The organism is Brevundimonas sp., assembly GCF_013912005.1.
In the GTDB taxonomy this organism is placed as follows: Bacteria; Pseudomonadota; Alphaproteobacteria; order Caulobacterales; family Caulobacteraceae; genus Brevundimonas.
This window is the reverse complement of sequence record NZ_JACESB010000016.1, coordinates 1-11,630: the sequence shown is the minus strand read 5'-3', so window position 1 is coordinate 11,630 and position 11,630 is coordinate 1. Positions and strand designations below refer to the sequence as shown.

Annotated in this window: 9 protein-coding genes and 1 riboswitch; of the genes, 7 read left to right on the top strand and 2 right to left on the bottom strand. The window is 71.6% G+C overall.

The genetic code is table 11. The features are described 5' to 3' along the window. Positions 1–25: 25 nt before the first annotated feature. Positions 26–3,166, bottom strand: a complete 3,141-nt coding sequence (locus tag H2038_RS10895) for a TonB-dependent receptor (RefSeq protein ID WP_292112886.1) — start codon at positions 3,164–3,166, stop codon at positions 26–28. 387 nt (positions 3,167–3,553) lie between these two features. After that, a riboswitch (SAM riboswitch) is annotated at positions 3,554–3,668 on the top strand. A 76-nt stretch (positions 3,669–3,744) separates the two neighbouring features. Here H2038_RS10895 and H2038_RS10890 point away from each other — a divergent pair. The 6 genes from H2038_RS10890 (at position 3,745) to H2038_RS10865 (ending at position 10,536) form a co-directional block, all read left to right on the top strand. Further along, positions 3,745–4,764, top strand: coding sequence for a homoserine O-succinyltransferase (locus H2038_RS10890; RefSeq protein WP_292112884.1), 1,020 nt, complete (start codon positions 3,745–3,747; stop codon positions 4,762–4,764). Next, positions 4,761–5,939 carry a cystathionine gamma-synthase gene (gene metB / locus H2038_RS10885; protein ID WP_292112881.1) on the top strand — a complete coding sequence of 393 codons (1,179 nt, stop codon included), beginning with the start codon at positions 4,761–4,763 and terminating at the stop codon, positions 5,937–5,939. Before H2038_RS10890 ends, metB begins: the two co-directional genes overlap by 4 nt. After that, positions 5,939–7,663, top strand: a complete 1,725-nt coding sequence (locus H2038_RS10880; protein ID WP_292112878.1) for a homoserine dehydrogenase — start codon at positions 5,939–5,941, stop codon at positions 7,661–7,663. The genes metB and H2038_RS10880 overlap by 1 nt, the downstream gene beginning before the upstream one ends. Before the next feature lie 144 nt (positions 7,664–7,807). Further along, positions 7,808–9,238 (top strand): YncE family protein, encoded by a 1,431-nt coding sequence (locus H2038_RS10875; protein ID WP_292112877.1) that lies wholly within the window; start codon positions 7,808–7,810, stop codon positions 9,236–9,238. A gap of 9 nt (positions 9,239–9,247) precedes the next feature. Next, positions 9,248–9,766, top strand: a complete 519-nt coding sequence (locus H2038_RS10870; RefSeq protein ID WP_292112876.1) for a sigma-70 family RNA polymerase sigma factor — start codon at positions 9,248–9,250, stop codon at positions 9,764–9,766. After that, entirely contained in the window at positions 9,763–10,536 is a 774-nt protein-coding gene (locus tag H2038_RS10865; RefSeq protein WP_292112874.1) for an anti-sigma factor, read from the top strand. The genes H2038_RS10870 and H2038_RS10865 overlap by 4 nt, the downstream gene beginning before the upstream one ends. A gap of 58 nt (positions 10,537–10,594) precedes the next feature. Here the strand turns inward: H2038_RS10865 and H2038_RS10860 are convergent, their stop codons facing one another. Then, on the bottom strand, positions 10,595–11,062 hold the full coding sequence (locus tag H2038_RS10860) for a MarR family transcriptional regulator (protein ID WP_292112872.1): 468 nt from the start codon (positions 11,060–11,062) through the stop codon (positions 10,595–10,597). Positions 11,063–11,263: 201 nt separating this feature from the next. On the opposite strand from H2038_RS10860, the gene H2038_RS10855 reads away from it, so the two are divergent. Continuing rightward, on the top strand, positions 11,264–11,630 hold a 367-nt coding region (locus H2038_RS10855), incomplete at its 3' end, for a DUF305 domain-containing protein (RefSeq protein ID WP_292112870.1).

Below are 11,630 nucleotides of genomic sequence, written 5' to 3'. Positions count from 1 at the left end.
GACCCTCGCGCCGTCCGGCTCCGGTTCAGAAGCGCTTGGTGAGCGCCAGATAGAAGTTGCGCAGCCTCGGGTCGCCGAAGCGGCTGTAGAAGGTGGAGTTGATCGACACGTCCACCGGCGGCTCGGCGTTCAGCAGGTTGTTCACGCCGGCCCGCAGGTCCACGTCCGGCCGCACCTCCCAGCTGGCGAAGAGATCGTGGTAGATCTGGCTGGGGATGCGCGCGGCCCCCTGGTTGGGATTCACCGTCCGATCCTGGCGCAGATAGTAGTCGTTGAAGAACCGGGTGCGCCAGCCGACCGACCAGGTGTCGTTGGTCCAGGCGACCGTGGAGTTGCCCTTCCAGGTCAGTCCGCCGGTCGAGCCGAAGCCGCCGGCGAAGATGCCGGTGACGACCCCCGCCCAGTCGGTGAGCGAGGTGTCCTCCGACAGCTGGACCGACAGCTCCGCCAGGTGGGTCGCCTCCGCCTTCAGATCGAGGCGACCGCCCCAGAGGTCGTGGCTGTACTCGACCGAGACGTCCCAGGCCTCGACATTGCTCCCGGCGAGGTTGGCGATCGACATGTCGGCGGCGATGATGGGCCCGACCTCGAAGCCGCCGCTCGCCGGGCCGCGAACGAACCGCTCCGGATGGGCCCGCAGGAAGGCCTCGAACAGGGCCTGTCCCTCGGAGTCCGCGCCCGAAGGGTTCAGCAGGGTGCGGGGATCGAAGTAGTTGTCCCGCTTCTCGATCCGGGTCCAGTCGACCGAGATGCGCAGATCCGGGATCCAGCGCGGCGTGAAGATGGCGCCGGCCGAGAAGGTCTCCGATCGTTCGGGCAGCACGTCCGGGTTGCCGCCCAGGAAATTGCCCGGCCCCTGCAGCAGGTTGAAGCCCGGGAAGAGCGGCGTGCCGACCGGCTCGCCGCCCCGCTCCGGGTCGCGCACATTGACGATGTGCAGCGGGGTCGGCTCCTTGATCAGCTGGTGCAGATAAGGCGGCAGGTAGCCGGTGCCGTAGGAGGCCCGGAACGCCAGATCCTCGAAGGGGGCCCATTTGGCGCTGTAGGTCGGATCCGTGCGCGAGCTCGTCGACTCCTGGTAGACCGGGGCGACGCCGCCGGGCGGACAGGCGGCCGTCCTTTCCGCCTCGGTCAGGGGCCGCGGCACGCTGAGACAGGTGATGCCGCTGCGGGCGCCCCGGCTTTCATACTCGTCGTAGCGGGCCGAGACGCCGAAGCCGAGTTCGTGGACGAAGGGGATCCGGTTGTCCGGGCCGATCAGCGGCGCCCAGATCTCGGCATAGGCGCTGTTGGTGTCCTGCCACCGCTCCGGGGTGAACAGGACCGTCGAGGAGGTGGCGGTGTTCTGGATCAGCTGGGACTCCCCCACCCACTGCTCGGTCCGCTCGAGCAGGACGTTGAGCGAGGGCCGGCCGCCCGGCAGGGAAATCGGCAGGGGACCGGCGAAGCGCATGGCGTAGGCCTCGGTGGTCGACTCGGCGGGGTTGCGCAGCGTGCCGAAGTCCAGGAAGCCGTAGGACAGCGGAAGGACGGCGGGGTCGCGGATAACGTCGACCGCGCCGCTGCTGAACCCGGTGAGGGTCGGGAGGTCGATCGGCGGGGCCGCGATGCGGTCGGTGAACCGGTTCCAGTTGTAGGTGTAGTCGAGGTTGCCCTGCCAGTGGAACGGCAGCTGCAGCACCGCGCCGGCCAGGTAGCGTCGGGTCTCGCTCTTCGACTCCCCGCGCCCGTCGGCGCCGACGTGGGGCACGGCCACCACGATCGCCTGCTGGAAGGGGTTGTTCGGGGCGTTCGCGGCCAGGGTGATGGAGCTGGGCGCCCGCACGAAGTTGCTGGTGCTGCGGGTCTCCTGGGCCTGCACCTCCCCGTACAGGCGCAGCCAGGAGGTCATCTCCCGCCGCAGGGCGAGCGATCCGCTGAGCGACTCCTGGCCTTGGGTCAGGGTCTGGCCCTCGCCCTGGGCGTTCGGCGCGAGGTCGAGGTTGTACCGCCCGGCGTTGGCGATCAGCGGGGCCGCCCCGTCAGCCGCCAGGCCGCGGTAGCCGTAGGGGGCGAAGGTGTGGTTGGAGCCGAGAGAACCGCCGCCGAACGCCGGATCCAGGGTCAGGATCGCGCCCGACTGGCTGCGGATGTTGGGCGTGGCGCCGAGCACGAGGTTCTGGTCGAAGTACGGTCCGCCGGCCTCGACCATGTGTCGGTAGCCGCGTCCGGCGAAGTCGCGGTCCGCGGCGAGCAGGGGCGCAGCGTCCCGGTAGCTGGCCGAGACCGAGATGTTGGTGCGCCCGTCCTCCAGGTTGAGGCCGCCGGAAAAGTCGAAGCGGTAGTCGGGCGCGTCCCCGTCGGCGACGTCGGCGTAGGTCGCGGTGGTCTCCGCCCCCCGGTAGTCGCGCTTCATGATGATGTTGATGACCCCGCCCGTCGCGCCGCCGCCGTAGACCGAGGAGGCCGAGGACGGCAGCACCTCGATGCGCTCGATCTGGGCCATGGGGATGCCGACGATCGTCGGTTGCTCGAGGAAGCCGGCGCCCGTGTTGACGCTGGCGAGCCGGCGGCCGTCGACGAGGATCAGCGTCTCGTTGACGCCCAGGCCGCGCAGGCGGATCTGGTTGCGCCCGCGGGTCTGGTCGGTCTGGTCGCTGCTCACCGGCGAGACGTTGGCGCCGAGGTTGTCGCGGAAGAACTGCTCGAGACTGGAGGCCCCGGACCGGCGCAGATCCTCCTGGGTGAAGATCTGGTACGGCTGGGCGTCATCCTCGGTGTGGCGGATGCTGGTGTTCAGGGTCCAGCCGGGGCTCTCCACCAGGATCTCGGGCAGGACCGAGGCGACGCCCTGGACCCCTGCGTCGTCGAAAGGGACGATCACATAGGCGTTGTCGCCCGAGCTGCGCGCGGTCAGGCCCGTCCCCTGCAGAAGCGCTGTCAGTCCGGCCCTGACCGTGTAGGCCCCGACGACGGCGTTGGTCTGGCGGCCTTCGGCGTCCGCGGCCGAGATCAGCAGTTGCACATCGGCCTGTCGGGCGAAGGCGGCCACCCCGCTGCGCGCGGGCTGGGCCGGAACATTGAAGGTCCGCGCCTGCGCCCACGCGGCGTCGGCCGCGAGAACTGCGACAGAGGCGGCCGAGGCGAACAGGGCGCCACGCACACAAAGCGAACCGGTGGTCGACATTACAGCATCCCCCCCAAGGGCCCGGGACCTTGATTGATCCCCTCGGCGTTAGGACGGACGGCGAGCGGGTTTCCTTTAACCTTGTGCAAATTTCCGTCCGGCCTCGCCGCGAAAGCCGGTAGAACCCGCCGTTCAGCGCCCCCTGCCCTCCGTGCAATCTCGGCGTCTCCGTCCGGCGAGTCGAGCCGCCGGCCGGATGGAGATCCGTCCGCAGGAGGCGGGGCGATCGGATCGTCGCGCCCCGCAGGGCGGAGCGAGGGACGGGACGCCCCCTCCCCGCCGGAGAACCTCACGATCGGCCGAAAATTGCGCAGACGGTCTTTCCCGCCTCGATCTTTGCAAGATTTTTTCCGTTGACCGGCGCCCGGGCCCACTCCAGCCTGAACTCACTCATCAAGACCGGCTGAGGGATAGGCCCTTTGACGCCGGGGCAACCATCGGGTTCCGCCCGAAACGGTGCCAACTCCTGCGGGGATCGCCAGCGGTCCGCGAGAGATGAGTGGAGGCGTCGATGAGGCGACGCCGCCACCGGTCTGTCACCGCGTCCGGAGTCTTGCTGAGCAGGACCCGGGACGCAGATGGATTTCGTCGCCTCCGCCATACGCCAGCCGCAACGCCCGTCCGGGGCGGCCGCGGCGCTGGCGCGGGATTTGAGGATCGCTCTCCCGCCAGACTTGCGGCTCGGCTCGGGCGACCGCCTGCGCCAGGACGCGATCCACGCGCGGCTGCACGGGCCGCAGGGCGCGCCGGTCGTCATCGTGGCGGGCGGGATTTCGGCGGACCGCTTCGTGCACCGCACGCCGACGAACGGGCTGGGCTGGTGGTCGGGGATGGTCGGCCGCCGTGCCCCCGTCGACCTCAACCGTTGCCAGGTGCTGACGCTCGACTACCCGCCTGAAGCGGGACCGGGGCGCGCGCCGGTCACCATCAGCACCCACGACCAGGCGCGCCTGTTCGCCCTCGTGCTCGATCGTCTGGAGCTCGACCGCGTCGCCGCCTTCGTCGGCTGCTCCTACGGGGGCATGGTCGCCCTGGCGTTCGCCGAGCTCTTCCCGCTCCGGCTGGACCAGCTGGTGGTGATCTCGGCCGCTCATCGGGCCCATCCGCAGGCCACCGCCTGGCGTGGCGTCCAGCGTCGGATCCTGCAGCTCGCCGCGGCGGCCGGCCGCGAAGCCGAGGGCGTGGCGCTGGCCCGGGAGCTGGCGATGATCACCTACCGCACCGCCGAGGAGTTCGGCGACCGCTTCGCCGGCCCGCCGCCGCCGGGCGCCGGCCAGGCCTACCCCGTGTGCGACTACCTGATCGCGCGCGGCCGCAGCTATCGCCATCGCACCTCCCCCGGCCGCTGGCTCAGCCTGTCGGACTCGATGGATCGCCACAGCGTCGCGCCGGAAGCCATCCGGGTCCCGGCCACCGTGGTGGGCTTCAGCAGCGACCGCCTGGTTCCCGTCGAGGACATGTGCGAACTCGCCGCGCGGCTGCCCCTCGCCTTCCGCTTCGTCGAGGCGCCGTCCCGCTACGGCCACGACGCCTTCCTGAAGGAAGACGCCCTGCTCGGCGAAATCCTTCGCACAGCCCTCAAGGACATCGCCTCATGAGCCTTTCCCCGCAGCAGCCCTGTACCCTGGCGGCCCGCTCGGGCGTCGATCGCGACGTCGCCCACGGAGCGGTCATGCCGCCGCTGTACCTGTCCTCGAACTACGCCTTCGAGGGCTTCGACCGGAAGCGCCCCTACGATTACACGCGGTCGGGCAATCCGACCCGCGACCTGCTCGGGGAGACGCTCGCCGGCCTGGAGCACGGATCCGGCTGTGTCGTCACGGCCACCGGCATGGCCGCGATCGACCTTGTGCTGTCCCGCCTCGGGCCGGACGACCTGCTGGTGGCGCCGCACGACGGCTACGGCGGCACGTGCCGGCTGCTGAACGCCCGGGCCGGCAAGGGACAGTTCCGGGTCCGCTTCATCGATCAGGGCGATCCCGCAGCGCTGGACGAGGCCCTGGCGCTCAAGCCGCGGCTGGTGCTGGTCGAGACGCCTTCCAACCCGCTGCTGCGGATCGTCGATATCGCGGCCATCTGCGCGCGCGCCCGCGCCGCGGGCGCGCAGGTCGCGGTCGACAACACCTTCCTCTCGCCGGCGCTCCAGCAGCCGATCCGGCTCGGCGCCGACTTCGTCCTCCATTCGACCACCAAATACATCAACGGCCACTCCGACGTGGTCGGCGGGGCGGTGGTCTCGGCCGCGGCGGCGGATCATGAGGCGCTCGCCTGGTGGGCCAACTGCACCGGCGTCACCGGCTCTCCCTTCGACGCCTATCTGACGCTTCGCGGGGTCCGCACCCTGTTCGCGCGCATGGGGCAGCAGCAGGCCAGCGCCCTGCGGATCGCCCGCTTCCTGGAGGTGCACCCCGCCGTCGGCGCCGTGCACTACCCGGGACTGGCCTGCCACCCGCAGCACGCGCTTGCGCAACGCCAGCAGGCCGGCCCCGGGGCCATGCTCAGCTTTGAACTGGAAGGCGGCCCGGACGCCGTGCGCCGGCTCACCGAAGCGACCCGCCTGTTCACCCTGGCGGAGTCCCTGGGCGGCGTCGAAAGCCTGATCGCCCACCCCGCCACCATGACCCATGCGGCCATGACGGCGGAGCAGAGAGCGACCGCCGGGATCGGCGACGCCCTGCTTCGCCTGTCGATCGGGCTGGAGGACGTCAACGACCTGATCCGGGACCTCGACCGCGCCCTCGACGCCGCGCCGGCGGCGGTGAGGGCCGCCTGATGTCGCTCCCGCACCTCGAGGCGGAGATCCCCCCGCCCGCCGCGCCCGGCGCCGTCGCCGACCCCCTCGCCCGCCGTCTGCGGGTGCTCAAGTTCGGCAGCTCGGTCCTTGCGACGCCCGGGGACATGGCCACGCTCGTGTCGGAAGTCTACGCCCACGTCCGGCGCGGCCGGAAGGTGGTCGCCGTGGTCTCGGCGCTGGCGGGGGAAACCGACCGGCTCCTGCGCGAGGCCCGGGCGCTGGGCCTGCCCCACGAAACCGGCTGGCTGCCGGCCCATGTGGTTCAGGGCGAGGCGCGCTCCAGCCTGCTGGCGGCGCTCGCCTGCGACCGGGTCGGACTCGACGCCGCGGTTCTGACGGTCCGCGAACTCGGATTGCGCGGCGAGGGTCCAGCCTGCGATCTGCACCCGGTCGCGCTGGACGGATCGGCGCTGCGCGACGCCCTGGCGCGCCATGAGGTGGTGATCGTCCCGGGCTTCGGCGCCCTCGACGGGCGGGGTCGGGTCGGGCTGCTGGGCCGCGGCGGCTCCGACATGACCGCCGTCTTTCTGGCGGCGGAGCTGGGTCTGGACCGGGTGACGCTCGTCAAGGACGTGGACGGTCTCTACGACCGGGATCCCGCCGAGGATCCGCAACACGCCCGACGATACGACCGGGCCTGCTGGTCGACCGCGCGCGCCGTCGGCCGCGAGGTGATCCAGCCCCAGGCCATCGGGCTTGCGGAGGCGCGGGGTCTCGAGATCGAGATCGTGGCCGCCGGCGGCCGCCCGGGGACGATCATCGGCCGGTCCGCGACCGCGCCGCGCCCCCCCGCGCCGCGGCGACGCACGCGGCTGGCGGTCGCCGGCTGCGGCGTGGTCGGAGGCGGCCTTCTCGCTCGGCTCCTGTCCGACGACCGCTTCGAGGTGAGCGGCGTGCTCGTGCGGGATCCTGCGAAGTCCCGCGATGAGGCGACCCCGGCCGGGCTGCTGACGGACGACCCGCGCCGACTCCTGGCGGAGCGTCCCGACATCCTGCTCGAAGCGGTCTCGGACGGCGCCGCCGGCGAGGCGCTGATCCGGGCGGCGCTGGAGGCGGGCGTGCACGTCGTCACGGCCAACAAGCAGGCCCTCGCCCGCGACCCGGCGGGGCTACAGGCCCTGGCGGCGGCGCGGGGGGCGCGCCTCGCCTTTTCGGCGACGGTCGGCGGCGGCGCCCCGATGATCGAGACCATCCGCGCGGCGCGGGAGGCGGGGGAGATCTCCGGCTTCGAGGCGGTGCTGAACGGCACGGTCAACTTCATCCTCAGCGAACTCGACCGGGGGGCGGACTTCGACGCCGCGCTCGCGGCGGCCCGGCGCGCCGGGTTCGCCGAGGCCGACGCGAGCGCCGACCTGGAAGCGCTGGATGCGGCGGCCAAGCTGCGCCTGCTGGCCTTCGAGGCCTTCGGGGAGGCTCCGGCGCTGCTGTCCATCCCGCGCCCCGCCCTGGACGCTGCGGGGGCGCGAAGGGGAGTCCGGCAGATCGCGATCTGCCGGCGCACGGCGGCGGGCGTCCGCGGCGAAATCATCTACCGGGACGTGAGCGATGACCCGGAATTGCTTGATCTCACAGGCGAACGGAACCTGCTGCGCGTCCTGACCCCGGACGGAGTTTGCTGGTCGTGCCGCGGACGCGGCGCCGGCCGTTGGGCGACGGTCGAGGCGATGCTGGCGGACGTGCGCGACTGCCTCATGGCCCCGTGAAGCTCCCGACGCCGCGCGCGAATCTTTCCGCCCCCCGGGAATAATCGGCCCGCTGGCGACGTCCATCGTCAGGACCGCGCTGCGCGAGTCGGGGTCCGCGCCAGGCGGGCCAGTTCTTCCCGTCCTCACGGAGGCCGATCCCCCATGCTGCGTCAGACCTCGCTCGCGACCTGCCTTTCCGCCGTCCTCTTCGCCGCCGGCGCCCATGCCCAGGCGGTCCCGCCCGGTCCGGTCGCCGCCGGCGACCGCGTCTATGCCGCCGAGCAGTTCTCGAACACCGTTTCGGTGACCGATCCGTCCACCAACCGGCTGCTGGGCTTGATAAAGCTGGGCGATCCGTCTCCCGCCAGCCTCAGCCCTCTGTACAGGGGTCAGCTGCTGGTCCACGGCCTGGGCGTCTCGCCCGACGGCGGGACCCTGGCCGTGGTGTCCATCGGCTCCAACTCCGTCAGCTTCATCGACACCGCCACCAATGCGGTGGAGCATGTCACCTACATCGGCCGTTCGCCGCACGAGGCCTTCTTCACGCCGGACGGCCGGGAGCTCTGGGTGACGGTGCGCGGCGAGGACTACGTCTCCGTGATCGATCCGGTCAGCCATGAAGAGGTCCGTCGCATCAGGACGCCCGCCGGGCCGGGCATGACCGTCTTCTCGCCGGACGGCCGCTACGGCTACATCTGCTCGTCCTTCAGTCCCGAGACCGTGGTGGTCGACACGGCCACGCACGGAATCGTCGGCCAGGTGGCCCAGCCCAGCGCCTTCTGCCCCAACATCGCCGCCTCGCCCGACGGCTCGCAGGTGTGGTTCACGCTCAAGGACATCGGCAGGACCGTGGCCTTCAACGCCCGCCCGCCGTTCAATGTGCTGGCGACCCTGGACACCGGGCCCATCACCAACCACGTCAACTTCGCCCGGACGGCGCGCGGCCAGCTGGCCTATGTCACCGTGGGCGGAGAGAACGCCGTCAAGGTTTTCCGCACCGACGACTTCAGCCCGGTCGCGACCATACCGGTCGGAGCCCTGCCGCACGGCCTGTGGGCGTCGCCGGACGGATCGCGCCTCTATGTCGGTCTCGAGAACGCCGGCGAACTGGCGGTGATCGACACCGCCTCCAACGCCGTCATCGCCAATGTCGGCGTGGGCCAGGCGCCCCAAGCCGTCGTCTATGCGCCCGGGGCCGTCCCCCCGGGCGCCGGCGACCGGAACCTGCAGCCCCGGTCGGACGCGGGCCCGGTCCTGATCCGCATGCGGGCCAGCGACGGAACGGAAGTCGGCGCCACCATCAGCCTGTACGACCAGGGCCTGATCCAGGTCCTCCAGGGGGCGGTGTCCGGACTGGCGCCGCGCTCGCCCCATGTGCTGGCCCTGGCGCAGGCGCCGGACGGGTCCGGCCCCCTCGATCCGATCGCCGCCTTCACGACCAATGCCGCCGGCGGCGCCGTCGTCAACGCGCTGGGGCCTATCCGCCAGCAGATACGGGCCGAGGGAGGCGCGCCCCGCCGCTATCTGGTGATCGCCACCGGCACGGCGGCCCTGCCCGGCGCCCCGGTGCAGATTCAGCTCCCGACGCCCTAGGATGCTCGCATGACGGACATGGGACAGTTGATAGAGCCGGTGATCCCGGGGCTGCGGCGATACGCCAACGCCCTGGTCCGCGACCCGGCCGAGGCCGACGACCTCGTGCAGGACTGCCTGGAGCGGGCGGTCGCCCGCTGGGGCCAGCGCCGCGCCGACGGCGACACGCGCAGCTGGCTCTACGCCATCCTGCACAATCTGGCGGTCAACCGGTGGCGCACGCTGCGCCGCCGGGGCGTGATGGCCCCGCTTGAAGCCGTGGACCCGGGGTCGTTGTCCGTCGCTCCGGCGCAGGAGCACGGGCTGGCCCGCGCCGACGTTCTGCGCGCCCTGGACCGGTTGCCGGACGAATACCGCGGCGTGATCCTGCTGGTGACGGTCGAGGCGCTGTCCTATGCCGAAGCGGCCCGGGTGCTGGGCGTGCCGCTCGGCACGGTGATGTCGCGTCTCTCGCGCGGACGCGCCCGGCTGGCCAGCGCCATGGCCGATGACGCGCCCGTCAGATCGCATCTCAGGAGGGTGAAATGAGCGCCGACCGCCCGATTGGCGAAGACGAGCTTCATGCGTACCTCGACGGCGTGCTCGACGAGGGCCGGCAGGCCGCGGTGCGGCGCTATCTGGACGCCCGGCCGGAAGAGCGCGCCCGGCTCGCGGCCTACCGCCGGCAGGGCGAGGCCTTGCGTGAGGCCCTGGCGCCGGTCGCCGACCAGCCCCTGCCCGCCGAACTGAATCTCAACGCCATCCTCGAACGACGTCGCAGGACCCTGGCCGCAAGACGACGGGTCGCGGCCGCCGCCGCCATCCTCTGCATCGGCGGTCTGTCGGGGTGGTTCGGACGGGCGGCGGTCGCGCCGCCCGCGCGCGGGATCGACGCCCTGGGCCGGGAGGCCGTCGACAACCATGCGGTCTACGCCTCCGACACGCTTCGCCCCGTCGAACTGGCGTCGGACCAGCGCGCGACGCTGATCCGCTGGGTGTCCGAACGTCTCGACGCGCCGGTCCAGGCGCCCGATCTGCAGGGCGCCGGCTACCGTTTCCTCGGCGGGCGACTGGTGACGACTCCCAACGGCCCCGCCGCCCTGTTCGTCTACGAAGGAGCCTCGGCCGACCGGCTGACGGTGATGGTGCGGCCGATGCAGATCGACAGGAACCGGTCCATGTCCGAGCGGTCCTACGGGGCGCTGGAAGGCGTGACCTGGTCGAAGGACGGCCTCGGCTTCAGCGTCGTCGCGCCCCGCGCCTCGACCGATCTGCGGCCCGTCGCCGAGCAGGTGCGGCGGCAGGCGTCCTTCTCCTGAACCCGTCCGGCCGATGGCCGGCCCGTCGAGGGACGCCGGCGCTGCCCGCCGACAGAACCTAGCCGCGAGCCGGCTTCCGCGAGGACAGGCTTGCATAGACGGCGTCACGCAGGGACTTGAGGCGCGTGTTGAGGTCGCCGAGCTCGGGGGCGGTCTGTCCCGAGGCCTCCAGCAGGGCCTCGCCCAGACAGCCTGCACGTTCGCGCAGGGCCCGGCCCTCGCCGGTCAGGGTGATCACCACCTGACGCTCGTTTGCGGGGTTGCGCGCCCGCCGGACGAGACCGGCCGCCTCGAGCCGCTTCAACAACGGCGTCATGGTGCTGGGCTCCAGCGCCAGTTCGTCCGCAATGTCGCCGACCGTCCGCCCGTCCTCCCGCCACAGGACGTTCATCACAAGGTACTGCGGATAGGTCACGCCCAGGTCGTCCAGCAGGGGCTTGTAGGCCCGCTGGATCGCCATGCCCGTCGAATAGACGGTGAAGCAAAGCTGGTCCTCCATCGGGACGGGACCTCTGGATCTGGACATTCGGGCCTGCTCGCTGCTGCACAAGGCGAAACGTATATCGCAATAACTATTCGCTCCGCAAGGGCAAGCCCCGGCGCTGCGCCTCCCGTCGCGCCGGAGAGCGAACCTGGAACGCTCCACCCCTCGGAGCCGGCCGCGGGAATAATCGGGCCTCTCGCGACGTCTATCGTCAGGACCGCCCCTTTCGAGCCGAGGCCCGCCATGCCGATCCCAGTCTTGCGCAAGCCCGTGGCGGTCGTCGCCATCCTGGCCGTGATGGGCCTCGCCGCGCCGCCGGCCGCCAGCACGCCTTCCGATCAGTTCATGGCCGAGAACGATGCAGCGATGGCCCGGATGCACGCCGCCATGGAGATCACGCCCACGGGCGATGTCGATCGGGACTTCGTCGCCATGATGATCCCCCACCACCAGGGCGGCATCGACATGGCGGTGGCGGTGCTGCGCCACAGCCGGAACGACCGGGTCCGGCGGCTGGCGCAGGAGATCATCGTCGAGCAGCAGCAGGAGATCGTCGCCCTGAGGCTGGCGGTCGGCGCGCCGTCGCCCCCCGCCCTTCCTGCCGCGCCCC

What these genes read in the sequence shown, in the direction of transcription:
- H2038_RS10865 (WP_292112874.1), top strand. Translation starts at nt 9,763, where the DNA reads ATGAGCGCCGACCGCCCGATTGGCGAAGACGAGCTTCATGCGTACCTC.
- metB (WP_292112881.1), top strand. Translation starts at nt 4,761, where the DNA reads ATGAGCCTTTCCCCGCAGCAGCCCTGTACCCTGGCGGCCCGCTCGGGC.
- H2038_RS10870 (WP_292112876.1), top strand. Translation starts at nt 9,248, where the DNA reads ATGACGGACATGGGACAGTTGATAGAGCCGGTGATCCCGGGGCTGCGG.
- H2038_RS10895 (WP_292112886.1), bottom strand. Translation starts at nt 3,166, where the DNA reads ATGTCGACCACCGGTTCGCTTTGTGTGCGTGGCGCCCTGTTCGCCTCG.
- H2038_RS10880 (WP_292112878.1), top strand. Translation starts at nt 5,939, where the DNA reads ATGTCGCTCCCGCACCTCGAGGCGGAGATCCCCCCGCCCGCCGCGCCC.
- H2038_RS10890 (WP_292112884.1), top strand. Translation starts at nt 3,745, where the DNA reads ATGGATTTCGTCGCCTCCGCCATACGCCAGCCGCAACGCCCGTCCGGG.
- H2038_RS10875 (WP_292112877.1), top strand. Translation starts at nt 7,808, where the DNA reads ATGCTGCGTCAGACCTCGCTCGCGACCTGCCTTTCCGCCGTCCTCTTC.
- H2038_RS10860 (WP_292112872.1), bottom strand. Translation starts at nt 11,062, where the DNA reads ATGTCCAGATCCAGAGGTCCCGTCCCGATGGAGGACCAGCTTTGCTTC.